This window comes from Streptomyces sp. NPDC029296, from assembly GCF_055569255.1.
In genome coordinates this window covers 185,290-209,422 of sequence record NZ_JBVHXT010000003.1, presented here as the reverse complement: position 1 = coordinate 209,422, position 24,133 = coordinate 185,290, and the positions used below count along the sequence as shown (strand labels likewise).

The following is a 24,133-nucleotide window of genomic DNA, read 5'->3' as shown; positions in this document are numbered from 1 at the left end:
GACACGGCGGGGGATCCGACCGGCTCTGTCCCGAAGCCGGGCCGTACCTGCGGTACCTACGGCGTACCGGACCGACAGCTGCTCGCTCGCGACGGCCGCGTCACCAGACCGTCGCCAGCGGAGTGCGAGGGGTACTCGCTCGAATGAGCTTAACCAGCGGGTAACGAGCGCGCCAGCCCTTCGAAGCAATCCTTCCGTGTGAGGTACCTCCCTTGCCCGCCGCGACCCGCCTACGCTGGACCCCGTGGACGAAGAGGTGCGCTCGCTCACGGAACGCTTACGGCAGGAGTCGGGCGGCCCGGCCGCGTTCGACCGCCTGCTCGCCACCGAGGACCGCGACGAACTCGCCGAGGTGCTCACCGCGCCGGGACAGCCGCTGTGGGCCAGGGAACTGGCCGCGTTCCGCCTCGGCCGCGCGGGCGACCGGCGTGCCTTCGAGGCCCTGGTGCTGCTGCTCAACCACCGCGACCCGCCGCGCTGCGCGTCCGCCGCGCACGCGCTCGCCCGCCTCGGCGACCCCCGCACCGCCCGGGCCGCCGCCGCCCTCGCCACCAACGAACTGCGCGTCGCCTACGCCCTGCACCCGGTGCGGCTCCTCGTCGCCCTGCGCGCCCCGGAGTCCGTACCCGCGCTGATCACCACCCTGGAGCGGCGGCTCGGCCCGCACGACCCCTACCGGCGGGTCGCCCTCGCCTGTGTGGAGGGCCTGGGCGCGCTCGGCGACGACCGCGCCCGGCGGGTGCTGAACGAGGCGCTGGCCCACCCCGCGCTCGCCGAGGCCGCGGTGCGCGCGCTGGCCCGGCTGCCGCAGCAGCAGCCCACCTGAGGCACCGTCAGCCGCCCGGGGCGCGCACGTACCGCACCTCGGGCACGGGCACGCCGCCGGCGTCGAAGGGCTCCTCCGCGCCGTCCGCCCGGAACCCGGCGCGTTCGTAGAAGCGGCGCGCGGGCGCGTTGCCCTTCAGCACCCACAGCAGCAGCCGCGCGTGCGCCGGGCACCGCCCGGCCGCCGCGGCCAGCAGCGCCCGCCCGATCCCGCCGCCGAGGTGCGCCGGATCGACGTAGATCGCGTACAGCTCGGCGTCCTCGGTGTACGCCTCCCCGTCCCGGTACGGTCCGGCCGCCGCCCAGCCGAGCACCCGGCCGTTTCGCTCGGCGACCAGGTTCACCACCGTGCCGTCGCCGCGCGCGAACCGCTCCCGCCGCCGCTCGGCGTCCGCGGCGACGCCGAGCCGGTCCAGGTACGGCTGCGGCACCAGCCCCCGGTAGGCGTGCTGCCAGCCCCGGACGCGGATCTCCGCGACGCGGTCGCAGTCGGCGAGGGCCATCGGGCGGATGCGCAGGGGCTGTTCGTCCATAACGGAACCCTAGGGGCGGACGCGGGGCGGCGGGAGGGGGTTTCACAGGGCGGCCGCCCCGCGCCACCCGCGGGGTCCCAGCAGGCCGTGCAGGACCGAACCGCGCGAGGGGGCCGCCGCCCCGGCGGGCAGCGGCTTCGGCTCCGGCGTCCTCGCGCAGACCGCGTCGGCCGGGCCGGCACCGCGCGGCACCGTGCCGTCGGTCAGATACGCGGCCAGATACCCGTCCAGGCACGCGTTCCCGCTCAGCGTGACGCCGTGGTTGCCGCCGCCCTGCTCGACCACCAGGCTGGAGCGGGCCAGCAGCCGGTGCACCGCGACGCCGCCGGCGTAGGGGGTGGCCGCGTCGCCGGTCGCCTGGAAGAGCAGCGCCGGCGGCAGCGCGTCCCCCGCGATGTCCACCGGCCGCAGCGGGGCCGTCGGCCAGAACGCGCACGGCGCGTTGTACCAGGTGTTGTTCCAGGCCATCAGGGGCGCCTTCGCGTGCGCCGCCCAGGTGTCCGCCCGCCACCGGTTCCAGTCGCGCGGCCAGGGCGCGTCCCGGCACTGCACCGCCGTGTAGACGCTGTAGCCGTTGTCGCCGTCGGCGTCCACGGCGGCGAGCTTCTCGTACGCCGCCCGCAGCGGCCCGGTGTCCCCCCGGTGGACGTAGGCCGCGAACGCCTCGGCGAGGTGGGGCCAGTAGCCGTCGTAGTACCCGCCGGGCGTGAACGTGTCCTCCAGCTCCGCGGCGCCGACCCGGCCCCCGGCGGGCTCGGCGGCCAGCGCCGCCCGCATCGCGTACCAGCGGTCCTCGATCACGGCGGGGTCCCGGCCGAGCCCGTAGACCGCGTCGTGCCGGGCGATCCAGGCCATCAGGGCACGGTGGCGGTCGTCGAAGGCGTGGTCCTGGGCGAGGTTGTCCGCGTACCAGACACCGGAGGGGTCGACGATCGAGTCCAGCACCAGCCGGTGCACCCGCCCGGGGTACAGCTTCGCGTAGACCGCGCCCAGATAGGTGCCGTAGGAGTAGCCGAAGTAGCTGATCCGGGGCGCGCCGAGGGCCCGGCGGACGGCGTCCAGGTCCCGGGCCGCGCTGACGGTGTCCAGGTACGGCAGGACGTCGGCGTACTTGCGGCCGCAGGCCCCGGCGAAGGAACGCGCGCGGTCCAGGTTCGCCCGCTCCAGCGCGGGGGTGGCCGGGACGGAGTCCGGGCGGGGGGCCGCGAAGTGGCCGGGCGCGCAGGTCAGGGCGGGCGTGCTGCGCCCGACTCCGCGCGGGTCGAAGCCGATGACGTCGTAGCGGGCCGCCACGCTCCCCGGCAGCGCGGAGGCGACGAACCCGGCCAGCTCCAGCCCGCTGCCGCCGGGGCCGCCGGGGTTGACCAGCAGCGGCCCCTCGAAGGCCCGCGCGGTGTGCGGGACGCGGGACAGGGCGAGCGTGATCCGCCGGCCCGCCGGGTCGGCGTGGTCCAGCGGCACCCGCACCGAGGCGCACTGGAGCGTGGGGTGGTCAGGGGTGGCGCACCGGGTCCAGACGGGCGCGGGGGCGGGGGCCGCTTGGGCGGGAGCGGCGGTGAGCGAGCCCGCCACCACGGCGGCGACCGCGCCCAGCGCGGCTGCGCGTGTTCTCATACGGGTCCTCCCGGGACGCGGGGGCGGTGAACCGCGGGGCGCGGTCACGCCCGGATCGTCCCGGAGCCGGCGCCCCGGGGAACCCGTCTTCGCGATACTTGACCCGATCGGGCCGCGCGATGCCTCCTGACGCGCCCGGCCTCACATCAGGGTGAGCTGGACCGGGTCCGCCGGTGCGGGGGCCGGCGCCGGTGCGGCCGGGCGGATCCGCCGGGCCTGCCCGGAGCGCGCGGGCCCGATGCCGTACTCCTCGGCCAGCTCGTGCACCTGGCGGGTGATCCGGCGCTGGTACCACCTCGGCGCGTAGGCGCCCTCCGCGTACAGCCGCTCGTAGCGCGGCACCAGGTGCGGGTGGTGCCGCCCGAGCCAGGCCATGAACCACTCCCGCGCCCCCGGGCGCAGATGCAGCACCAGCGGGGTGACGGAGACGGCCCCGGCCGCCGCGATCGCCCGCACGGTCTCCCGCAGCCGCCCCGGGTCGTCGCCCAGGAACGGGATCACCGGCGCCATCAGCACCCCGCAGCCGATGCCGTGCTCCGCGAAGGCGCGTACGACCTCCAGCCGGCGTTCGGGCGCGGGCGTGCCCGGCTCCACCGTGCGCCACAGCTCGCCGTCCAGGAAGCCGACGGAGACCGAGACGCCCACGTCCGTCACCTCGGCCGCGCGGACCAGCAGCGGCAGGTCGCGCAGGATCAGCGTGCCCTTGGTGAGGACGGAGAACGGGTTCGCGTGGTCGGTGAGCGCGGAGATGATGCCCGGCATCAGCCGGTAGCGGCCCTCGGCGCGCTGGTAGCAGTCGACGTTCGTGCCCATCGCGACGTGCTCGCCCTGCCAGCGGGGCGAGCCGAGCTGGCGGCGCAGCACCTCCGGGGCGTTGACCTTGACCACGATCTGGGTGTCGAAGCCGAAGCCCGTGTCCAGGTCCAGATAGCCGTGGGTGGCGCGGGCGAAGCAGTACACGCACGCGTGCGAGCAGCCCCGGTAGGGGTTGACCGTCCACTCGAACGGCATGCGCGAGGCGCCCGGCACCCGGTTGAGCACCGAGCGCGCCCGCACCTCGTGGAAGGTGATCCCGCGGAACTCGGGCGTGTCGAACGTCCGGGTGGTGACGGCGTCCGCGCCGAACAGCGCGGCGTCGGCGGCCCGGCCGTGGTCGCCGTCGTCGGTGAGGTTGTCCCAGCGCATGACGCCTCCTCGGTAGCACTGGGCCCAGAATAGAACATGTGTTCCCGTGATCGTGCGGACCCCGATTTGGGCGGCCGAGCGCCGGGGTGGTTGGCTTGCCCCAGCCCTTGACGGACAGGTCCTGGAGGAACGCAATGGCGCAGGTCGAAGCCACTACGGAGCGGGTCGTCGCGGCGGACGCGGAGAAGGTGTTCGACGCGCTCGCCGACTACCGCGGCACCCGGCAGCGACTGCTGCCCGAACAGTTCAGCGAGTACGAGGTGCGCGAGGGCGGCGACGGCGAGGGCACCCTCGTCCACTGGAGGCTCCAGGCCACCAGCAAGCGGGTGCGCGACTGCCTGCTCGAGGTGAGCGAGCCCACCGACGGCGAGCTGGTCGAGAAGGACCGCAACTCCTCCATGGTCACCACCTGGCGCGTCACCCCGGCCGGCGAGGGCCGCTCCCGCGTGGTCGTCACCACCACCTGGCAGGGCGCCGGCGGCATCGGCGGCTTCTTCGAGCGCACCTTCGCCCCCAAGGGTCTCGGCCGGATCTACGACGCCCTGCTCGCCAACCTCGCCGCCGAGGTCGAGAAGTAGCCCAACTGCCTGCCGGTGCAAGGGTGTTGACCTCCGGTTGATCCCTTCACCGGTTCGAGTGGATCTCCGTCGTCGGCCGGACGATGCCGTAACCCCAGGCAACCGGGCCCCGTTGTCGCCTCGCGCGGGAAACGCGCGAGGCGCGACGAGGGGAGCGGTCCGTGGGCGGGACGACACTGGCGCAGCAGGAGCCGGCCGTGGCACCGGCGGCCGGCGAGGAGGCCGCGCCCCCGCCGCCGCACCCCGCGCCCGCCGTGCCGCTGACGCCCCGCCGGGTCCGGCTGGTCTTCTCCGGGCTGATGCTGGCGCTGCTGCTGGCCGCCCTGGACCAGATGATCGTCGCCACCGCCCTGCCCAAGGTCGTCGGCGAACTGCACGGCCTGGACAAGATGTCCTGGGCCGTCACCGCCTACCTGCTCACCTCCACCATCGGCCTGCCCCTGTACGGCAAGCTCGGCGACCTCGTCGGCCGCAAGGGCGTCTTCCAGTTCGCCATCGCCGTCTTCGTCGTCGGCTCCGCGCTCGCCGGCCGGGCCGGCAGCATGGACCAGCTCGTCCTCTACCGCGCGCTCCAGGGCGTCGGCGCGGGCGGCCTGATGATCGGCGTGCAGGCCATCATCGCCGACATCGTGCCGCCCCGGGAACGCGGCCGGTACATGGGCCTGATCGGCGCCGCCTTCGGCCTCGCCTCCGTCGCCGGCCCGCTGCTCGGCGGCTACTTCACCGACCACCTCTCCTGGCGCTGGTGCTTCTACGTCAACGTCCCCTTCGGACTGGTCACCTTCGCCGTCGTCACCGTCGTGCTGAAACTGCCCCGGCCGCCCGTGCGGGCCCGGCTCGACGTCCCCGGCGCGATCCTGCTCGCCGCCGCCTCCACCTGCCTGGTGCTGCTCACCACCTGGGGCGGCACCGAGTACGCCTGGGACTCCCGGCCCGTCCTCTTCCTCGGCGCGGGCGCCCTCGTCACCACCGTCCTCTTCCTCGTCGCCGAGCGCCTGGCCGCCGAACCCCTCATCCCGCTCCGGCTGTTCCGTGACCCCGTGTTCACCGTCAGCGGCCTGGTCGGCCTGGTCGTCGGTGTCGCCCTGTTCGGCGCCGCCAGCTATCTGCCGACCTTCCTGCAGATGGTCGACGGGGCCAGCGCCACCGAGTCGGGGCTGCTGATGCTGCCCATGATGGCCGGGATCGTCGGCGCCTCCCTCGTCTGTGGCCAGCTCATCAGCCGCACCGGCCGCTACAAGGTCTTCCCCGTGCTCGGCAGCGCCGTCTCCGTGGCCGGCATGTGGCTGCTGTCCCGGCTCGGGACCGACACGCCCCGGCTGCACTACAGCATCTGGATGGCCGTCCTCGGCACCGGCATCGGCCTGGTCATGCCCGTCCTCGTCCTCGCCGTGCAGAACTCCGTGCGCCCCGCCGACCTCGGCAGCGCGACCAGTGCCAACAACTACTTCCGGCAGATCGGCGGCAGCGTCGGCGCCGCCGTCTTCGGCACCCTCTTCGCCGACCGCCTGGCCTCCTCGCTGCGCGCGGAACTGCCCCCGCGCGCGGCCACCGGACTGCCCGCCGCCGACTCGATCACCCCGCAGCTCGTGCACGCGCTGCCCCCGGCCCTGCGCGACGCCTACATCCGCGCCTACGCCGACGCGATGCCCCGGATCTTCCTCTATCTCGTCCCGGTGCTCGCCCTCGGCCTGCTCATCGCCTTCTTCCTCAAGGAGAAACCGCTGGTGTCCCACAACGCCCCCGCCCTCGACCAGGAGACCGCGCCGGTGACCACCCCGCTCCCGCACGCCCGTTCGCCGTACCCGGCCGGCATCCCCGTGTGCGGCACGGTGCAGCACCCCGACGGCACCGTGGTGCCCCGCGCGGCGCTCACCCTCATCGACGTCGCCGGGCAGCAGGTCGGCCGGGGCGCCAGCGGCGAGGACGGACGGTACGCGCTCAGCACGCCCGGCTCCGGCTCCTACGTGCTGATCGCCGCCGCCGGCGGACACCAGCCGCAGGCCGTCTCCGTCACCGTCGGCGAACGCCCCGTCGAACTCGACGTCGTCCTCGGCGGCGCCGGGCGCCTGGCCGGCAGCGTGCTCACCGCCGACGGCAGCCCCGTCCGCGACGCCACCGTCACCCTCACCAACGTGCACGGCGAGGTCGTCGCCGCCACCCGCAGCGGACGCGAGGGCGGCTACGTCATCACCGAGCTGGTGGCCGGCGAGTACACCCTCGCCGCCAGTGCCCCCGCCTTCCGGCCCGCCGCGGTCCCGGTCACCGTGCAGGCCTCCCGGGAGACCCGGCAGGACATCGAACTCGCGGGCGGCGCGGTCCTGAAGGGCACCGTCCGGGCCGGCGGCGGACGCCCCGTGGAGGAGGCCCGGGTGACCCTGCTGGACGCCGCCGGCAACGTGGTCGACACCCTCACCACCGGAGCCGACGGAACGTTCCGGTTCGTGGACCTCTCCTCCGGCGAGTACACCGTCATCGCCGCGGGCTACCCGCCGGTCGCCACGGTGCTCCAGGTCGCGGGGGGCGGACGCACGGAACGCGACCTCCAGTTGGGGCACGAGGACTGACCGGGGGGCGCACGCGGCGCGCCGGGCCGTGCGCCGGTGCATCCGGTGCATCCAATTCCAGGATTGCCACACATCGCGACCGGCCGTCGCCTTACCGTAGTGGCGGGCGGCACAGATCGTTGTGCGGACAGCCGTGGGGAGAAAGGGCCGGGGCCATGGACCGTGGCAGCGAGCGGGACGCGTCGGCCGGGCGCGGCGACGGCGACACCGCGGCGGGCCGGATCCCGCTGGCCGTGGTCGTCGTCGACCGCGCCGGCCTGGTGTCCCACTGGAGCAGCGGTGCACGGCGCCTGTTCGGCGCCGACCGGGAGGAGGCCGTCGGCCGGCCCGCGGCCGATCTGCTGCCCGTCACCGGCGCCCTGCACGACCCGGAGCCCGACCCGCTCACGGCGGCCGACGACACCGGCCCCGACCTGGAGGCCGCGCTCGACGGGCAGAACGGCTTCGCCAGGACCGGCCGCGCCCGGCTCTGCCCGCACCGGCAGGGGCCCGCCGCCGAGGACCGGATCGACGTGCTGTGGTGGGCCTACCCCCTGGTCGGCCCGGGCACCTCCCGGCTGCTGGTGCTCGCCGCCGACGCCACCCGGCTGCGCGCCGAACGCGGCCACGACGACGAGAGGGCCGAACGCATCTCGCCCGGCCTCGCCCGCCACACCGAACTGCCGGCCCCCGAGGACCTCGAACGGCGCCTGCCCGACATCCTGCCCAACATGGGCCCGGGTCTCAGCGCCCGCATCGTCTCCCAGGTCCTCGAACTCGGCTACCCGGTCCTGGAGTTCAGCCGGTACGAACGGGTGCCCGTGACCCCGTACTGGGGCGTGCCCCGCCGCCCCGGCCGCCCCGGCACCGAGACCGTCCCGGACACCACGGACACCACGGCCGTCGCGGCGCGCGGCCGGGCCCCGGCCGCCACCGCGCCGGCCGGCGCCGAACAGGACCTGGAATACGCCGCCGTCCGCGAACGGCTGGAGTTCCTGAACGAGGTCAGCTCCCGCATCGGCTCCTCCCTGGACCTCGGTGAGACCATCCGCGAGGTCACCAGCGCCGCCGTGCCCCGGTTCGCGGACTTCGCCGGCACCCATCTGCGCGCCGCCGTGCTGGCCGGCGAGGGCTTCCCGGACGGCCCGCCGGACGCCAGCACCGTGATGTTCCGCGTCTGGGTCGAGCACAACGACGAACCCGGCCGCTGGGACGACACCGTGCCGGTCGGCGAGGCCTTCGCCTTCCCCGAGCACACCCCGTTCTACAAGTGCATGGTCACCGGCGAACCCGTCCTCGTTCCCCGGGTCACCGACGAGCTGTCCGAGCGGATCTCCGGCGAGTTCGAGAAGCGGGACCTCAGGCCCCTCATCGGCGGCCGGTCGCTGCTGATCGTCCCGCTCAAGGCGCGCAACGTCGTCCTCGGCTTCATGGTGCTCATGCGCCGCCCCGACCGGCCGCAGTTCGACGACATGGACCGCACCACGGGCGCCGAACTCGCCGCCCGCGCGGGCCTCGTGCTCGACAACGCCCGCATGTACACGTACCAGGAGAACGTCGCCGACACCCTCCAGGACAGCATGCTGCCGCAGATCACCCCGCGGATGGCCGGCTGCGACATCGCCACCCGCTATCTGCTCGGCACCCGGCTCGGCCGGATCGGCGGCGACTGGTTCGACACCATCAAGCTGCCCGGCTCCCGCACCGCCCTCGTGGTCGGCGACGTCATGGGCCACGGACTGAACTCGGCCGCGATGATGGGCCAGTTGCGCACCGCCGTGCAGACCATGGCCGCCATGGAGACCCCGCCCGCCCAGCTCCTGCGCAACCTGGACGACCTGGCCCGCCGGCTCGGCGACACCTACCTCGCCACCTGCCTGTACGCGGTCTACGACCCGATCCGCGGCGAGCTGACCCTCGCCAACGCCGGCCACATCCCGCCCGTGCTGGTACGCGCCGAGGACGGCGGCAGTCAGCTCCTCGACCTGCCCACCGGAGCCCCGATCGGCGTCGGCGGCGTCCCGTTCGAGGCCGTCCGGGTCAAGGTGGCGCCCGGCGACCGGCTGGTGCTGTGCACCGACGGCCTGGTCGAGGTGCGCGGCTCCGACATCGGCGAGGGCCTGGCCGCGCTCTGCGAGTCCGCCGCCCACCCCGCGGCCTCGATGGACGACGCCTGCGACACCATCATCCGGGCGCTGAACACCCACGGCGGACGCAAGGACGACGTCGCCCTGCTCATGGCGCGCCTCAACGGCATCGGCGACGACCATGTCGCCGAGTGGCGGCTCGGCGCCGCACCGCGCGAGGTGGCGCGGGCCCGCCGCCTGGTGCGCGAACAGTTGCGCGAGTGGGGCCTGCCGCAGGCCGTGGAGACCGCCGAACTGCTGGTCAGCGAGGTCGTCACCAACGCCGTCCTGCACGCCGGGGGCGACCGGATCGGCCTGCGGATCGTGCGTACCGACGCGCTGCTGTTCGAGGTCACCGACGAGGAACCCGCCCTGCCCGCCCTGCTGGCCACCGGCCCCGACGACGAGACCGGCCGCGGGCTGCGCGTGGTCAGCCGGCTCGCCCGGGAGTGGGGCGCCAGCGCCACCGGGCACCGCAAGACCGTCTGGTTCGAACAGGCCCTCACCGCCGGCCGCTGACCCACCGCGCCCGCCCCCTCCCACAATGGCCGCCGCGCGGCCCTTGCCCCGCGCCGGTCCCCCGCGATATCCCGATCACGGAACCGACCCGTGGGGAGACAGCATGAACATCTCGGACACCTATCGCGACGCGTGGGAGAGCTACTGGAGCGAGACCTCCGACGTCGGGGGGGAGGCGATATGGGACTCCGACCCCTCGCTGAGCGCCGCACCGCACAGCGACCTGCTCCTGCGGCACGCGGACCCGGAGCGCACGATCGTCGACCTCGGCTGCGGCAACGGCACCCAGACCCGCTACCTGGCCACCCGGTTCGCCCGCGCCGTCGGCGTCGACCTCTCGCACGCGGCCGTCGACCACGCCCGCCGCGCCGCGGGTGACGCCCCCGTGGAGTTCCGGCAGCTCGACCTCACCGACACCGACGCCGTCCGCGCCCTGCACCGGCGGCTCGGCGACAGCCACGTCTACATGCGGGCCGTCATCCACCAGAGCGAACCGGCCGCGCGCCCGGCCGTGGCCGCCGCCGTCGCCGAGATCATCGGGACCGAGGGCCGCGCCTTCGTGGTCGAGCTGACCTCGGCCTCCCGGGACGTCCTCGGCCGCGCCGCCGCCGGACCGGCCGGCCCGCCGCCCAAGCTGCGCCGCGTCTTCCACCACGGGCTCAAGCCCGCCGCCGCCCCCGACGACGAGATCCCCCGCCTGCTCGCCGAGGCCGGCCTCACCGTGCTGGCCGACGGCGAGACCGCGGTGCCGCAGACCGAACACCTCCCCGACGGCACCCGCATCGACCTGCCGGCCCGCTGGTTCGTCCTCGCGCGGGGCTGACGGGTCCGCCGGGGTCGTGGTCAGGGGGCGGTCCGGCGCGTAACGTGACACGGCATGAAGATCCTCATCAGCGCCGACATGGAGGGCGCCACCGGGGTCACCTGGCCCGCCGACGTGCTGCCGGGGACGCCGCAGTGGGAACGGTGCCGGTCGCTGTTCACCTCGGACGTGAACGCCGCCGCCGAGGGCTTCTTCGACGGCGGCGCCGACGAGGTACTGGTCAACGAGGCCCACTGGACCATGCGCAACCTGCTGCTGGAACGGCTCGACGAGCGGGTGGAGATGCTCACCGGCCGGCACAAGGCGCTGTCCATGGTCGAGGGCGTCCAGCACGGCGACGTCGACGGCATCGCCTTCGTCGGCTACCACGCCGGCGCCGGGGCGGAGGGCGTCCTCGCCCACACCTACCTCGCCAACCAGATCACCGGGGTGTGGCTGAACGACGTCCGCGCCAGCGAGGGCCTGCTCAACGCCCGCGTGGTCGCCGAGTACGGCGTCCCGGTCGTCCTCGTCACCGGCGACGACGTGGCCTGCGAGGACGCCCTCGGCTACGCCCCCGAGGCACGGAAGGTGGCGGTGAAGGACCACGTGTCGCGGTACGCGGCCGTGTGCCGTACCCCGGCCCGGACCGCCGCCGACATCCGGGCGGCGGCCAAGGAGGCCGCCTCGCTGGCGGTCCGTCACCCGCCCGTGCACGCCGGGCCCTTCACGGTGGCCGTCGAGTTCGACGCCGAGCACCTCGCCCGGGCCGCCACCGTCGTCCCCGGCGTGGCGCGGACCGGCGAGCGGAAGGTGGCGTACACCAGCGCCACGATGTACGAGGGCATCAGGACGTTCAAGGCGGTCACCACGATCGCCTCCGCCGCCGTGGAGGAGCAGTATGGCTGACCCGCAGGCACTCGACGAGGTCGTGGAGTTCACCTCCGGCCTGATCCGCGTCGACACCACCAACCGGGGCGGCGGGGACTGCCGGGAGCGGCCGGCCGCCGAGTACGCCGCCGAACGGCTGGCCGGGGCGGGCCTGGAACCCCTGCTGCTGGAGCGCACCCCGGGCCGCACCAACGTGGTGGCCCGGATCGAGGGCACCGACCCGTCCGCCGACGCGCTGCTCGTCCACGGGCACCTCGACGTCGTACCCGCCGAGGCCGCCGACTGGAGCGTGCCCCCGTTCTCCGGTGAGGTCCGGGACGGGGTGGTGTGGGGGCGGGGCGCCGTCGACATGAAGAACATGGACGCGATGATCCTCGCGGTGGTCCGCTCCTGGGCCCGGCAGGGCGTACGGCCCCGCCGCGACCTGGTCATCGCCTTCACCGCCGACGAGGAGGCCAGCGCCGAGGACGGCTCCGGATTCCTCGCCGACCGGCACCCCGAACTCTTCGAGGGCTGCGCGGAGGGCGTCGGCGAGTCGGGCGGCTTCACCTTCCACGACGGCGCCGGCCGGGAGATCTACCCCGTCGCGGCGGGGGAGCGGGGCACCGCCTGGCTGAAGCTCACCGCGCACGGCCGGGCCGGACACGGCTCCAAGGTGAACCGGGAGAACGCGGTGACCCGGCTGGCCGCCGCCGTCACCCGCATCGGCGAGCACGAGTGGCCGCTGCGGCCCACCCCCACCGTCCGGGCCGCCCTGGACGCGCTCGCCGCGCTGTACGGCATCGACGCCGGCCGCGCCGACGTGGACCGGCTGCTGGAGAAGCTCGGCCCCGCCGCCCGGCTGGTCGAGGCGACCGTCCGCAACAGCGCCAACCCGACCATGCTGGAGGCCGGTTACAAGCTCAACGTCGTCCCCGGCGAGGCGGTCGCCTACGTCGACGGGCGCTATCTGCCCGGCACCGAGGAGGAGTTCGCCGCCACCCTGGACCGGCTCACCGGCCCCGACGTCCACTGGGAGTTCGTCCACCACGAAGTGGCCCTCCAGGCACCGGTGGACACCCCGCTGTTCGCGCGCATGCGGGCCGCCGTCGAGGAGTTCGCCCCCGGCGGGCACGTGGTGCCGTACTGCATGGCCGGCGGCACGGACGCCAAGCAGTTCTCCCGGCTCGGCATCACCGGCTATGGTTTCGCCCCGCTGAAGCTGCCCGCCGGCCTCGACTACCAGGCGCTGTTCCACGGCGTGGACGAGCGGGTGCCCGTCGAGGCGCTGCACTTCGGGGTCCGCGTCCTGGACCGCTTCCTGAGGACGGCGTAGACGATGGGGGAACAGACGCGCACCGCGCCGTACGGATCCTGGCCGTCGCCCGTCACCGCCGCGCTCGCCGCCGCGCACGACGGCCGCCCGGACTGGGTGGCGTACGTGGGCGACGAGATCTGGTGGACCGAGCCCCGGCCGGCCGAGGGCGGCCGGCGGACCCTGGTCCGGCGGCGCGCCGACGGCGCCGAGGAGACCGTGCTGCCCGCGCCGTGGAACGTCCGCAGCCGGGTCATCGAGTACGGCGGCCGGCCCTGGACCGGGGTCGTGGCCGACGGCCGGCCGCTGATCGTGTTCGCGCACTTCGCCGACCAGCGGCTGTACCGGTACGAGCCCGGCGGCGAACCCGTCCCGCTCACCCCCCTGTCCCCGGTGGGCGACGGCCTGCGCTGGGCCGAGCCCCGCGTGGACCTCGCCCGCGGCGAGGTGTGGTGCGTGCTGGAGGAGTTCACCGGGGACGGCCCGGACGACGTACGGCGGGTCCTGGCCGCCGTACCGCTGGACGGCTCGGCCGCCGCCGGCCGGGCGTCCGTCCGCGAACTCACCGCCTGCCGGCACCGGTTCGTCACCGGACCCCGGCTCTCGCCCGACGGCCGGCGGGCCGCCTGGCTCGGCTGGGACCATCCGCGGATGCCGTGGGACGGCACCGAACTGCTGGTCGCCGACGTGCGCGACGACGGCCGGCTGACCGGCGTCCGCACGGTCGCCGGGGGCCCGGACGAGGCCGTCTGCCAGGCCGAGTGGGCGCCGGACGGTGCCCTGCTGTACGCGAGCGACCGCGGCGGCTGGTGGCACCTCTACCGCGACGGCACCCCGCTGTGCGACCGGGAGGAGGAGTTCGGCGGCCCCCTCTGGCAGCTCGGGGCGCGCTGGTTCGCGCCGCTGGACAACGGCCTGCTGGCGGTGGTGCACGGACGCGGACCGGCCGGGCTCGGGATACTGGACCCGGAGTCCGGCGAGACCGTGGACGCCGCCGGGCCGTGGACCGAGTGCGCCCCCACCCTGGCCGTGCACGGCCAGCGCGTCGTCACCGTCGCCGCCGGCCCGCACACCGGGTACGAGGTGGTCGAGCTGGACACGGTCACCGGCCGCGCCCGCGTGGTCGGCGCCCGCCACCGCGACCCCGTCGACCCCGCCTACTACCCGCGGCCCGAGGTGCGCACCTTCGCCGGACCCGACGGCCGCGAGGTGCACGCCCATGTGTACCCGCCGCACCACCCCGCGCGGACCGCGCCCGACGGCACCCGCCCGCCGTACGTGATCTGGGCGCACGGCGGGCCCACCAGCCGGACCCCGCTCGTCCTGGACCTGGCCGTCGCCTACTTCACCTCCCGGGGCATCGGCGTCGCCGAGGTGAACTACGGCGGCTCCACCGGCTACGGCCGGGCCTACCGGGAGCGGCTGCGCGGCCAGTGGGGCGTGGTCGACGTCGAGGACTGCGCGGCCGTCGCCCGCGCGCTCGCCGCCGAGGGCGCCGCCGACCCCGCCCGGCTGGCGATCCGGGGCGGCAGTGCCGGCGGCTGGACCGCCGCCGCCTCCCTCGCCACCACCGACGTCTACGCCTGCGGCACCATCGGCTACCCGGTACTCGACCTCACCACCTGGGGCCCCGGCGGGACCCACGACTTCGAGTCCCGCTACCCGGAGTCGCTGATCGGCCCGCTCGCCGAGGTGCCCGCCCGGTACGCCGAACGCTCCCCGATCACCCACGCCGACCGGCTCACCGTGCCCTTCCTGCTGCTCCAGGGCCTGGACGACGTCATCTGCCCGCCCGCCCAGTGCGAGCGCTTCCTCGCCCGGACCGCCGGCCGGGGCGTACCGCACGCCTACCTCGCCTTCGAGGGCGAGGGCCACGGATTCCGCCGCGCCGAGACCGTGATCCGCGCGCTGGAGGCGGAACTGTCCCTGTATGCCCAGGTGTTCGGGCTGGACCCGGAACCGCCGGCCCCGAAGGTGGAGCTGACCCCGTGAAGGTACTCGTCCGGCCGCGCCGGCTGGCCCCGGGCGCCCGGGTCGCCGTCGTCGCCACCAGCGGCCCGGTGCCCGAGGAACGGCTCCAGGCGGGCCTGGACGTGCTGCGCGGCTGGGACCTCGACCCGGTGGCCGCCCCGCACGTCCTGGACCGGCACCCCGGGTTCGGCTATCTGGCGGGCACCGACGCCGACCGCGCCGCCGACTTCCAGAACGCCTGGTGCGACCCCGCCGTGGACGCGGTGCTGTGCGCCCGCGGCGGCTACGGCGCCCAGCGCATGCTGGACCTGCTGGACTGGGACGCGCTGCGCGCGGCCGGACCCAAGCTGTTCATCGGCTTCAGCGACGTCACCGCGGTGCACGAGGCCATCGCCACCCGGCTGGGGCTCGCCACGCTGTACGGGCCGATGGCGGCCGGGGCCGACTTCGTCAAGAGCCAGCGCGCCCAGGAGCACCTGCGGGCCACGCTGTTCGCGCCCGAGACCGTCCGCACCCTCGTCTCCGGCGGCACCGCCCTCGTTCCCGGCCGGGCCCGGGGCGTCACCGTCGGCGGCTGCCTGTGCCTGCTCGCCGCGGAACTCGGGACTCCGGGCGCCCGGCCCTCGGCGCGCGGGGGGCTGCTCTGCCTGGAGGACGTCGGCGAGCCGGCCTACCGGCTGGACCGGTACCTCACCCAACTCCTGCGCGCGGGCTGGCTGGACGGGGTGCGCGGGGTGCTGCTCGGCTCCTGGGAGGACTGCGCCGGCCGGGAGGAGCTGCGGGCCCTGTTCGCCGACCGGCTCGGCGGGCTCGGGGTGCCGGTCGCGGAGAACGTCGGATTCGGGCACTGCGAAGGGGCGTTGACGGTGCCCTTCGGGGTGGCCGCCGCGCTCGATGCGGAGGCGGGCACGCTCACCCTGGACGAGCCGGCCCTGCGCTGACGTCATAGGCTGGGCGGATGCCGCACCACCCGTCCCGTTACGTCGCCGAAGGCCCCCGCGTCGCCATCCGCCCCTTCACTCTCGAAGACGGCCCCGAGTTCACCGCCCGGGCCCGCGAAAGCAAGGACCTGCACCGGCCCTGGCTGTTCCCGCCGGACACCGACGAGGCGTACGCCGACTACGCCGGCCGGCTGATCGACGACCCGGCCCGGGCCGGCTTCCTGGTGTGCGAGCGGGACGGCGGGGACATCGCCGGATTCATCAACATCAACAACATCGTGCGGGGCGGCTTCCAGTGCGGCGCCCTCGGCTACGGCGCCTTCGCGCACGCGGCCGGGCGCGGCCTGATGCGCGAAGGGCTCCACCTGGTCATCGGGTACGCGTTCGGCCCGCTGGGCCTGCACCGGCTGGAGATCAACGTCCAGCCGGGCAACGCCGCCTCCATCGCCCTCGCCCGGGGCGCCGGCTTCCGCCTGGAGGGCTTCTCGCCCGCCATGATCCACGTCGACGGTGCCTGGCGCGACCACGAGCGCTGGGCCCTGACGACCGAGATGCGCGGCTGACCGGTTCAGCCGCGCTGGTCCACGTACTCGAAGACCGACCCGTCCGGGTGCACCGCCAGCAGATTGCGGCCCCCCGGGGTCGGCACCGGCCCCGCGACGACCCGCCCGCCCAGCTCCGTCAGCAGCCGGTGGGCCTCGTCCACGTCCTCGGCCGCTATCGTCGCCGCGACCTTGCGCAGGATCTCCAGCTCCTCCTCCGACCCGCTCATCGGCAGGAACGAGCCGACCGCGGCGACCTCGACCCCGCCGCGCGTGAAACGCCGCGCGCCGGCGCCCGTCAGCCGCTCGTAGAAGGGGACCGCGGTGTCGAGGCCGTCGACGCAGATGCGCAGCGAAGCGCCCGGAATCTCCGTGCGGGCGAGCCTGGTTGGGGCCGCCCGCGGCGCGCACGGCCCCCGCGTTACCCACGGTGGGTGACGGGTACCCGCACGGTATGAACCGTTCGGAGCACCTGGAACATCATCTGGACCGGCACCTGGTCGAGGAACTGGCCCAGGTGGCACGCGAGACGGTACGTGACGAACTGCGCGAGCAGTCCCGCAGGCAGCGCCGCACCGCCGTGCTCTACGCGGCCTCGGGCGCCCTCGCCCTGTACGCGGGCGGCGCGGTGGCCCTCGCGGTGGGCCTGGCCCTGGCGTCCGGCCTGCCCGGCTGGGCGGCGGCCCTGATCACGGCGGCACTCCTCGGCGTGGCGGCGTACTTCCTGCGCGGCGCGGCCCACGGCCACCACACCCCGCCGCACCGCGTCATCGGCGGCACCGCCCCCGGTGCCCCGCCCTCGGGCCTCGGCATGCCCTACCCCCCGATGCCCCAGAGCCCGCCGGACACCCCGCACCACCGGTCCTGACGGCGGGGCCCGCCCGCCCCACCGCTCATCCGGTCATCCGGTCAGCCGGGGCAGCACCTTCGTCCGGTAGAAGTCGAAGAAGCCCCGCTGGTCCGGCCCGATCTGATTCACGTAGACCCGGTCGAACCCGGCGTCGGCGAACGCCCGCAACGTGCTCACGTGCTGCTCGACGTCGTCCCCGCACACGACCTTCTCCCGCACCATGTCCTCGGTGACCAGCTCGTGCAGCTGCTCGAAGTGCCGGGGCGAGGGCAGCACCTGCCCCATCTCGCCGGGCAGCAGCTCGTTGTACCAGAGCCGGTGCACGGTGCGGACGCACGCGTCCCGGTCGGTGCCGTAGCACACCTTCGTGCCGCCGCTCACCGGCTTCAGGCCACCGCCGCCGTCGCGGAACCGGGCGACCATCCCCTCGTCCGGCATCATCGTGATGTAGCCGTCGCCGACCCGGGAGGCCAGCGCGATCGCCTTCGGGCCGAAAGCCGAGATGTCGATCGGGACGGGCTCGTCCGGGACGGTGTAGAGGCGGGCGTTCTCCACCGTGTAGTGCTTTCCGTGGTGGCTGACCTCCTCGCCGGTGAACAGCCGGCGCATCACCTCGATGGCCTCCTCCAGCATCTCCAGCCGCACCCGCACCGGGGGCCAGCGGTCGCCGAGGATGTGCTCGTTCAGCGCCTCGCCGGTGCCGACGCCGAGCCGGAAGCGGCCCTCGGTCATCACCGCGCTGGTCGCTGCGGCCTGGGCCAGCACCGCCGGGTGGATCCGCACGGTCGGGCAGGTCACGGCCGTCTCGACGGGCAGCGACACCGCCTGGGACAGCGCCCCGATCACCGACCACACGAACGCGCTCTGCCCCTGCGCGTCGTTCCACGGGTGGTAGTGGTCGGAGATCCACAGCGCCTGGAACCCGGCCTGCTCGGCCATCCGGGCCTGCTCGACGAGGGCCGCGGGGTCGTGTTCCTCGGCCGCCAGGAAATAGCCGTACTCGGGCATGGGCGAAACCTCCGCGTCGCTGGGCCGGTCCTGGTGCGGTCCGCGCCGGTCGCGGGGGGACCCGTGAGGTGTGGCCCGGACCGGTCCCGGGTAACCGGGCGCGCCCGCGCGAAACGCCGCCGCCGGGGCGCGCGACGCCGCGCCGTCCGGGGCTGCGGCCGGCGCGCGAGCCCCCGGGGCGGGCTCCGTACCCCCGCTCCGGCGGGCGTAACGGTGACCCGCCCGGCGTTTGGGGGCCCCGGCCCCGGTTACGCGGAAGACCTCGTACGAGCCACACCGCCGGAGGCGCACCGTGAGCCGACCCCGCGTCGTGATCGTCGGCGCCGGTTTCGCCGGGTACCGGGCCGCCCGCACCCTGGCCCGGCTCACCCGGAACCGCGCCGACATCACGCTGCTCAACCCCACCGACCACTTCCTGTACCTGCCGCTGCTGCCCCAGGTCGCCGCCGGTGTCCTGGAGGCCCGCCGGGTCACCGTGTCGCTGCCCGGCACGCTGCGCGGGGTGCGGCTGGTCCTCGGCGAGGCGGAGCGCGTCGACCTGGACGGGTGCACCGTGCACTACCGCGACCCCGAGGGCGGCGCCGGCGAGCCGCCGCCGGTCCCCGGCGCCGCCGAGCACGCGCACGGCTTCCGGGGGCCGCCCGAGGCGCTGTACCTGCGCGACCACGTCACCCGGCAGGTGGAACTCGCCGCCGGCGACGGCCCCGGGGTGGCCGCCGCCCGGTGCACGTTCGTGGTCGCCGGGGCCGGGTACACCGGCACCGAGGTGGCGGCACAGACCCACCTGCTCACCGACCGGCTGGCCCGCCGCACCCCGCTGCCGGCCGGGCTGCGCCCCCGCTGGATCCTGCTCGACGCGGCACCGCGCGTGCTGCCGGAGCTGGACGAGCGGCTGTCCCGTACGGCCGAGCGGGTGCTGCGGGCCCGCGGGGTCGAGGTGCGGACCGGCACCTCGGTACGGGAGGCCACCCGGGACGGGGTGCTGCTCGGCGACGGCGAGTTCCTCGCGTCCCGGACCCTGGTGTGGTGCGTGGGCGCACGGCCCGCTCCGCTGGTGGAGGACCTCGGGCAGCCGCGAATACGCGGACGGCTGATCGTCGACCCGTATCTGCGGCTGCCCGGCCGGCCCGAGGTGTTCGCCTGCGGGGACGCCGCCGCCGTGCCCGACCCGGAGGGACCGGGCGAGTTCGCGCCGCTGACGGCCCGGCACGCCTGGCGGCAGGGCCGGGTGGCCGGGGAGAACCTGGCCGCCTCGCTCGGGCTCGGCCGGCGCCGGCGCCCGTACCGCCACCACCGCACCCGCCTCGCCGTCGACCTCGGCGGGGCCCGGGCCGCCGCCGACCCGCTCGGCATCCCGCTGTCCGGGCTGACGGCGGGCGCGGTGACCCGCGGCCACCACCTGGCCGCCCTGCCCGGCAACCGCGTCCGGGTCGCCGCCGACTGGCTGCTGGACGCCGTACTCCCGCGCCAGGGAGTCCAGTTGGGCCTCGGCCGGTCCTGGCCCGTGCCGCTGGAGACGGCGGCGCCCGAACCGCCAGGGCACCCGGGCGGCCCCGGCCCGCACGAGGGACACGGCGGACCCGGGGAACACGAACGGGCAGAAGGCGCCGGGGGGCAGGAGCCCATGACCCGCGGGAGCCGCGGGATCCGGCCGGACGGCCACCCCGCCCCCGAACCGAGCACGAGGGGGTCTGCGAGCAGCCCCCCGACAGACCTGTAAGGAGACCCAGGAGACTCATGAACACCGACGAACTCGCCGAACTCGGCCAGCAGTTGCGCGTGGACAGCGTGCGGGCGTCCGCCGCCGCCGGATCGGGGCACCCCACGTCCTCGATGTCCGCCGCCGACCTGGTGGCCGTCCTGCTCGCCAACCACCTCCGCTACGACTTCGAGCGTCCCGAACACCCCGCCAACGACCGCTTCGTCCTGTCCAAGGGCCACGCCTCCCCGCTGCTGTACGCCGCGTACAAGGCGGCCGGCGCCATCGAGGACGGCGAACTGGTCACCTTCCGCAAGCTCGGCAGCCGGCTGGAGGGCCATCCCACGCCCCGCCGGCTGCCCTGGGTGGAGACGGCCACCGGTTCGCTCGGCCAGGGCCTGCCGGTCGGCGTCGGCATCGCCCTCGCCGGCAAGCGGCTGGACCGCACCGGCTACCGGGTGTGGGTGCTGTGCGGCGACAGCGAGCTGGCGGAGGGCTCGGTGTGGGAGGCCGCCGAACACGCGGGCCACGAGAACCTGGACAACCTCGTCGCCATCGTGGACGTCAACCGGCTCGGCCAGCGCGGACCCACCCGGCACGGCCACGACCTGGACGCCTACGCCCGCCGCTTCCAGGCCTTCGGCTGGCACACCATCGAGATCGACGGGCACGACATCGACAAGATCGACCGGGCGTACGGCGAGGCGCTGTCCACCGCCGGGCAGCCCACCGTGATCCTCGCCCGCACCCTCAAGGGCAAGGGCGTCGCCGCAGTGGAGGACCGCGAGGGACTGCACGGCAAGCCGCTGCCCGAGGCCGAGGAGGCCATCGCCGAACTCGGCGGGCAGCGTGATCTGCGGATCCGGGTCAGCGAGCCGCAGGTCGCCGCCGCCCTGCGCTCCCTCACCACCGAGGCGGTCCGGCTGCCGCGCTTCGAGGTGGGCGAGGAGGCCGCCACCCGGGACGCCTTCGGCAAGGCCCTCGCCGCGCTCGGCACCGCGCGCGGCGACATCGTCGCCCTGGACGGCGAGGTCGGCGACTCCACCCGCACCGAGGAGTTCGCCAAGGAACACCCCGACCGCTACGTCGAGTGCTACATCGCCGAGCAGCAGCTCGTCGCGACCGCCGTCGGCATGGCCGCGCGCGGCTGGGTGCCCTACGCCGCCACCTTCGCCGCCTTCCTCACCCGCGCTCACGACTTCGTGCGCATGGCGTCCGTCAGCGGCTCCGGGATCAACCTGGTCGGCTCGCACGCCGGTGTCGCCATCGGCCAGGACGGACCCTCGCAGATGGGCCTGGAGGACCTGGCGATGTTCCGGTCCGTGTACGGCTCCACGGTGCTCTACCCGTGCGACGCCAACCAGACGGCCCGGCTCGTCGCGACGATGGCCTCACGGGACGGCATCCGCTATCTGCGCACCTCCCGCGGCAAGACCCCGGTGATCTACGGCCCGGACGAGGAGTTTCCCGTCGGCGGCAGCAAGACGCTGCGCTCCGGCGAGAACGACCGGCTGACGATCGTCGCGGCCGGGGTGACCGTGCCCGAGGCGCTGACGGCCGCCGACCGGCTCGCCGAGGAGGGCATCGAGGTGCGGGTGATCGACCTGTATTCGGTCAAGCCCGTCGACGCGGACACCCTGCACCGCGCCGCCGAGGAGACCGGCTGCCTGCTCACGGTGGAGGACCATCACCCGGAGGGCGGCCTCGGGGACGCCGTCGCGGAGGCGTTCGGCGACGGCCGGCCGGTGCCCCGCCTGGTCCGGCTGGCGGTGCGCACCATGCCGGGCTCGGCCGCGCCGGACGAGCAGCTGCACGCGGCCGGCATCGACTCGGTGGGCATCGCGGCGGCGGCCCGGCTGCTGGTCGAGGAGGCGGTCGTGCGATGAGCCACGGCGCCGCGCGGGCGGGCCGGCGGCCGGGGAAGGTCCTCTTCCCCGGGCGCGACGGCGCGCCGAGTACACCAAGGGCGACCCCGCCGACTACCACCGGTCCGTCGCGCCGTATCCGCTGCCGCACGTGCGGGCCGCCCGCTGATGCCGGAGCGGCACCCGGACGGCCCGCACGACGAGCGGTTCCCGCGGAGCCGGGCCTGCCCGCCGTGCCCATGACCACCGGCTCGCGCGGCCCGCACCTCGTCGTCCCGCCGGACGGCCGCGGCGACACCGGCGAGGTGCCGCGGTCCGCCCGGGACGTCGCTCCGCCGGCCGCCGCCCGGCACCCGGACCGGCTCACCACGGCCGCCCGCACCGGGGACCGCGCGGGCCGCCCCTCCCTCGGCGTCCAGCGCGATGCGTGTGCCCGGACCGCCGTCGCCCCGTACCCCGTCCGCGCCCGCCCGGGCGCTCCGGTCGCAGTGCCCCTAGCCTGGAAGCAGATGGACGTTCCCGCGCGCGGCGCCCGCCGGTGGACCCTCGCCGGCGCCGTAGGCCGGGCCTGCGCCGAACCATGGGCCGAGCTGCCGAGGCGGGGCCGCTCCCTCGGGCCGGCCCGGCGTCGCCTCGATGACATGCGCTCCCGAGGTTTGGCCAAGGGAGGAGCGGCCACACGCAGGGGAGAGGTGGCCATGTCGAACACAAACAGCACACCAGAGACACAAGGTTCACAAGAACCCCAAGATTCACACGACACGCACGACAACGCACAGGACAACGCGCGGAACGAGGCGAGCGGCCGTCGGCCACCCCTCGTGGAGGTGCTGCGCCAGGCGCGCGCCCAGCTCACCGAACTCACGGGGCTCGTCCCCGAGAACGTCTCCTCCTTCGAGCAGACCGAGGACGGCTGGGCCATCGAAGTCGAGGTACTGGAGTTGGCCCGGGTGCCCGACACCATGAGCCTGATGGCGAGCTACCAGGTCGAGCTGGACCCCGAGGGGCAGCTGACCGGATACCGGCGCGTCCGCCGTTACGAACGCGGCAGGGCCGACGCGCGCGGCGGACGCTGAGCCCGCTCGCGCGTCCCGACCGCGCAGTCCGTGCACCTACTAGGCACGAGGAGGAATCGTCGGTATGACTGTTGTTCCGGCACAGCAGAGCGGAGGCGGAGGCGGCAGCAGCGGCCTCTACGACGTGCTCGAGCTCGTCCTCGACCGGGGGCTGGTGATCGACGCGTTCGTGCGCGTCTCCCTGGTCGGCATCGAGATCCTGAAGATCGATGTCCGGGTCGTCGTGGCCAGCGTCGACACCTATCTGCGTTTCGCCGAGGCGTGCAACCGCCTCGACCTGGAGTCGGGGCCGCGCAAGAGCCCCGGTCTGCCCGAGGTCGTCGGCGAGATCACCGAGAAGGGTGCCCGCGGCAAGTCGAAGGGCGCGCTGTCCGGTGCCGCCCAGACCATATCCGAGGCCTTCAACCAGGCCCGCCAGGAAGGGGAGACCGAGTCCCGGCCGCGCGCCCGCAAGGCCGCGGCGAGCCGTAAGGAGGAGCAGGAGTGAGCACCTACGTCTACGGGATCACCGCCCGGTCGCACCCGGCGCTGCCCGAGGGCATGACGGGCGTGGGCGAGCCGCCCCGCCCGGTTCGCGTCCTCACGGCCGGTGACCTGGCCGCCGTGGTCAGTGACGCCCCCGAGGACCTGCGCCCCAAGCGACGGGACCTGCTCGCCCACCAGAACGTGCTCGCCGAGGCCGGGGCCGGCGGCTGTGTGCTGCCCATGCGGTTCGGCAGCGTCGCCGCGGACGACGACGCGGTCGTCCAGGTGCTCACCGAGCGTGCGGACCACTACGGGGAGCGGCTGCGGGAGCTGGACGGCAAGGTCGAGTACAACGTCAAGGCCACCCACGTCGAGGAGGCCGTGCTGCACCTGGTGATGGCCGAGAACGCCGAGGCACGCGCCCTCGCCGAGGCCAACCGCCGTTCCGGCGGGGGCAGCTACGACGACAAGATCCGCCTCGGCGAGCTGGTCGCCGCGCTCGTCAAGGGCAAGGAGGCCGAGGACGCGGGTGAGGTGCGCGACCTGCTGGCACCGACCGCCGCGGCGGTCAGCGTGGGCCCCGAGTCCACCGGCTGGCTGCTGAACGTGTCGTACCTCGTGCCCCGGGACACAGCCGAGCGTTTCCTGGCCGCGGTGGAGGAGGTCCGCGAGGGCCGTCCCCACCTCGACCTGCGGATCAACGGGCCGCTGCCGCCGTACAGCTTCGTCGAGCCCGGCCCGGCCCAGCCCGCCGGCAGTACGGCCGGCGCGGACACCGGCGCGCGGTAGCGCTCCGGGCCCGG

General features: G+C 75.0%; 21 protein-coding genes and 1 pseudogene. 17 read left to right on the top strand and 5 right to left on the bottom strand.

The window, feature by feature from the left end; all coding sequences use genetic code 11:
• Positions 1 to 244: 244 nt before the first annotated feature.
• Positions 245 to 826, top strand: a complete 582-nt coding sequence (locus ACZ4W9_RS03980; RefSeq protein WP_467932984.1) for an adenylosuccinate lyase — start codon at positions 245 to 247, stop codon at positions 824 to 826.
• Between the two features lie 7 nt (positions 827 to 833).
• Here the strand turns inward: ACZ4W9_RS03980 and ACZ4W9_RS03975 are convergent, their stop codons facing one another.
• The 3 genes from ACZ4W9_RS03975 to ACZ4W9_RS03965 form a co-directional block, all read right to left on the bottom strand.
• Entirely contained in the window at positions 834 to 1,358 is a 525-nt protein-coding gene (locus ACZ4W9_RS03975; RefSeq protein ID WP_467932983.1) for a GNAT family N-acetyltransferase, read from the bottom strand.
• Positions 1,359 to 1,400: 42 nt separating this feature from the next.
• On the bottom strand, positions 1,401 to 2,972 hold the full coding sequence (locus ACZ4W9_RS03970; protein ID WP_467932982.1) for an alpha/beta hydrolase: 1,572 nt from the start codon (positions 2,970 to 2,972) through the stop codon (positions 1,401 to 1,403).
• 141 nt (positions 2,973 to 3,113) lie between these two features.
• On the bottom strand, positions 3,114 to 4,157 hold the full coding sequence (locus ACZ4W9_RS03965; protein WP_467932980.1) for an Rv2578c family radical SAM protein: 1,044 nt from the start codon (positions 4,155 to 4,157) through the stop codon (positions 3,114 to 3,116).
• 134 nt (positions 4,158 to 4,291) lie between these two features.
• Here ACZ4W9_RS03965 and ACZ4W9_RS03960 point away from each other — a divergent pair, with 134 nt between their 5' ends.
• The 9 genes from ACZ4W9_RS03960 (at position 4,292) to ACZ4W9_RS03920 (ending at position 16,388) form a co-directional block, all read left to right on the top strand.
• Positions 4,292 to 4,735: an SRPBCC family protein gene (locus ACZ4W9_RS03960; protein ID WP_467932979.1), complete on the top strand. Its 444-nt coding sequence runs from the start codon at positions 4,292 to 4,294 to the stop codon at positions 4,733 to 4,735.
• 161 nt (positions 4,736 to 4,896) lie between these two features.
• On the top strand, positions 4,897 to 7,302 hold the full coding sequence (locus ACZ4W9_RS03955; RefSeq protein WP_467932978.1) for an MFS transporter: 2,406 nt from the start codon (positions 4,897 to 4,899) through the stop codon (positions 7,300 to 7,302).
• A 155-nt stretch (positions 7,303 to 7,457) separates the two neighbouring features.
• A complete protein-coding gene (locus ACZ4W9_RS03950) occupies positions 7,458 to 9,926 on the top strand; it encodes an ATP-binding SpoIIE family protein phosphatase (protein ID WP_467932977.1) in 2,469 nt (822 codons plus the stop codon).
• A 103-nt stretch (positions 9,927 to 10,029) separates the two neighbouring features.
• Positions 10,030 to 10,749 carry a methyltransferase domain-containing protein gene (locus ACZ4W9_RS03945; RefSeq protein ID WP_467932975.1) on the top strand — a complete coding sequence of 240 codons (720 nt, stop codon included), beginning with the start codon at positions 10,030 to 10,032 and terminating at the stop codon, positions 10,747 to 10,749.
• A 54-nt stretch (positions 10,750 to 10,803) separates the two neighbouring features.
• Positions 10,804 to 11,637 carry a M55 family metallopeptidase gene (locus ACZ4W9_RS03940; RefSeq protein ID WP_467932974.1) on the top strand — a complete coding sequence of 278 codons (834 nt, stop codon included), beginning with the start codon at positions 10,804 to 10,806 and terminating at the stop codon, positions 11,635 to 11,637.
• Positions 11,630 to 12,934, top strand: a complete 1,305-nt coding sequence (locus ACZ4W9_RS03935; protein ID WP_467932973.1) for a M20/M25/M40 family metallo-hydrolase — start codon at positions 11,630 to 11,632, stop codon at positions 12,932 to 12,934. The genes ACZ4W9_RS03940 and ACZ4W9_RS03935 overlap by 8 nt, the downstream gene beginning before the upstream one ends.
• Positions 12,935 to 12,937: 3 nt before the next feature.
• Positions 12,938 to 14,905, top strand: coding sequence for a S9 family peptidase (locus tag ACZ4W9_RS03930; RefSeq protein ID WP_467932971.1), 1,968 nt, complete (start codon positions 12,938 to 12,940; stop codon positions 14,903 to 14,905).
• Positions 14,902 to 15,825: a S66 peptidase family protein gene (locus ACZ4W9_RS03925; protein ID WP_467932970.1), complete on the top strand. Its 924-nt coding sequence runs from the start codon at positions 14,902 to 14,904 to the stop codon at positions 15,823 to 15,825. Before ACZ4W9_RS03930 ends, ACZ4W9_RS03925 begins: the two co-directional genes overlap by 4 nt.
• Positions 15,826 to 15,842: 17 nt before the next feature.
• Positions 15,843 to 16,388 (top strand): GNAT family N-acetyltransferase, encoded by a 546-nt coding sequence (locus ACZ4W9_RS03920; protein WP_467932969.1) that lies wholly within the window; start codon positions 15,843 to 15,845, stop codon positions 16,386 to 16,388.
• A 5-nt stretch (positions 16,389 to 16,393) separates the two neighbouring features.
• Here ACZ4W9_RS03920 and ACZ4W9_RS03915 read toward each other — a convergent pair whose 3' ends face one another.
• Positions 16,394 to 16,735 carry a VOC family protein gene (locus tag ACZ4W9_RS03915; protein WP_467933122.1) on the bottom strand — a complete coding sequence of 114 codons (342 nt, stop codon included), beginning with the start codon at positions 16,733 to 16,735 and terminating at the stop codon, positions 16,394 to 16,396.
• Positions 16,736 to 16,821: 86 nt separating this feature from the next.
• Between ACZ4W9_RS03915 and ACZ4W9_RS03910 the strand changes: the two genes are divergently transcribed.
• Entirely contained in the window at positions 16,822 to 17,235 is a 414-nt protein-coding gene (locus ACZ4W9_RS03910; protein ID WP_467932968.1) for a phage holin family protein, read from the top strand.
• Between the two features lie 33 nt (positions 17,236 to 17,268).
• On the opposite strand, the gene ACZ4W9_RS03905 is transcribed toward ACZ4W9_RS03910, so the two are convergent.
• A complete protein-coding gene (locus tag ACZ4W9_RS03905) occupies positions 17,269 to 18,225 on the bottom strand; it encodes an LLM class F420-dependent oxidoreductase (RefSeq protein ID WP_467932966.1) in 957 nt (318 codons plus the stop codon).
• A 292-nt stretch (positions 18,226 to 18,517) separates the two neighbouring features.
• On the opposite strand from ACZ4W9_RS03905, the gene ACZ4W9_RS03900 reads away from it, so the two are divergent.
• From ACZ4W9_RS03900 to ACZ4W9_RS03875, 6 genes and pseudogenes are all read left to right on the top strand, one after another.
• On the top strand, positions 18,518 to 19,945 hold the full coding sequence (locus tag ACZ4W9_RS03900) for an NAD(P)/FAD-dependent oxidoreductase (RefSeq protein ID WP_467932965.1): 1,428 nt from the start codon (positions 18,518 to 18,520) through the stop codon (positions 19,943 to 19,945).
• A gap of 17 nt (positions 19,946 to 19,962) precedes the next feature.
• Entirely contained in the window at positions 19,963 to 21,810 is a 1,848-nt protein-coding gene (locus ACZ4W9_RS03895) for a transketolase (RefSeq protein ID WP_467932964.1), read from the top strand.
• Positions 21,807 to 22,436, top strand: a pseudogene (gene ligD / locus ACZ4W9_RS03890) (non-homologous end-joining DNA ligase LigD); the annotation flags it as partial. The gene ACZ4W9_RS03895 and the pseudogene ligD, both read left to right, overlap by 4 nt.
• A 51-nt stretch (positions 22,437 to 22,487) precedes the next feature.
• A complete protein-coding gene (locus ACZ4W9_RS03885; protein WP_467933121.1) occupies positions 22,488 to 22,865 on the top strand; it encodes a gas vesicle protein GvpO in 378 nt (125 codons plus the stop codon).
• Positions 22,866 to 22,929: 64 nt separating this feature from the next.
• A complete protein-coding gene (locus ACZ4W9_RS03880; protein ID WP_467932962.1) occupies positions 22,930 to 23,352 on the top strand; it encodes a gas vesicle structural protein GvpA in 423 nt (140 codons plus the stop codon).
• Complete coding sequence (locus tag ACZ4W9_RS03875; protein ID WP_467932961.1) at positions 23,349 to 24,119, top strand: GvpL/GvpF family gas vesicle protein; 771 nt, start codon at positions 23,349 to 23,351, stop codon at positions 24,117 to 24,119. The genes ACZ4W9_RS03880 and ACZ4W9_RS03875 overlap by 4 nt, the downstream gene beginning before the upstream one ends.
• Positions 24,120 to 24,133 lie beyond the last annotated feature (14 nt).

Bases quoted from the DNA above. Each gene is read 5' to 3' on its own strand.
- ACZ4W9_RS03975 (WP_467932983.1), bottom strand. From the start codon at position 1,358: ATGGACGAACAGCCCCTGCGCATCCGCCCGATGGCCCTCGCCGACTGC.
- ACZ4W9_RS03970 (WP_467932982.1), bottom strand. From the start codon at position 2,972: ATGAGAACACGCGCAGCCGCGCTGGGCGCGGTCGCCGCCGTGGTGGCG.
- ACZ4W9_RS03965 (WP_467932980.1), bottom strand. From the start codon at position 4,157: ATGCGCTGGGACAACCTCACCGACGACGGCGACCACGGCCGGGCCGCC.
- ACZ4W9_RS03960 (WP_467932979.1), top strand. From the start codon at position 4,292: ATGGCGCAGGTCGAAGCCACTACGGAGCGGGTCGTCGCGGCGGACGCG.
- ACZ4W9_RS03950 (WP_467932977.1), top strand. From the start codon at position 7,458: ATGGACCGTGGCAGCGAGCGGGACGCGTCGGCCGGGCGCGGCGACGGC.
- ACZ4W9_RS03945 (WP_467932975.1), top strand. From the start codon at position 10,030: ATGAACATCTCGGACACCTATCGCGACGCGTGGGAGAGCTACTGGAGC.
- ACZ4W9_RS03940 (WP_467932974.1), top strand. From the start codon at position 10,804: ATGAAGATCCTCATCAGCGCCGACATGGAGGGCGCCACCGGGGTCACC.
- ACZ4W9_RS03935 (WP_467932973.1), top strand. From the start codon at position 11,630: ATGGCTGACCCGCAGGCACTCGACGAGGTCGTGGAGTTCACCTCCGGC.
- ACZ4W9_RS03930 (WP_467932971.1), top strand. From the start codon at position 12,938: ATGGGGGAACAGACGCGCACCGCGCCGTACGGATCCTGGCCGTCGCCC.
- ACZ4W9_RS03920 (WP_467932969.1), top strand. From the start codon at position 15,843: ATGCCGCACCACCCGTCCCGTTACGTCGCCGAAGGCCCCCGCGTCGCC.
- ACZ4W9_RS03910 (WP_467932968.1), top strand. From the start codon at position 16,822: ATGAACCGTTCGGAGCACCTGGAACATCATCTGGACCGGCACCTGGTC.
- ACZ4W9_RS03905 (WP_467932966.1), bottom strand. From the start codon at position 18,225: ATGCCCGAGTACGGCTATTTCCTGGCGGCCGAGGAACACGACCCCGCG.
- ACZ4W9_RS03895 (WP_467932964.1), top strand. From the start codon at position 19,963: ATGAACACCGACGAACTCGCCGAACTCGGCCAGCAGTTGCGCGTGGAC.
- ACZ4W9_RS03885 (WP_467933121.1), top strand. From the start codon at position 22,488: ATGTCGAACACAAACAGCACACCAGAGACACAAGGTTCACAAGAACCC.
- ACZ4W9_RS03880 (WP_467932962.1), top strand. From the start codon at position 22,930: ATGACTGTTGTTCCGGCACAGCAGAGCGGAGGCGGAGGCGGCAGCAGC.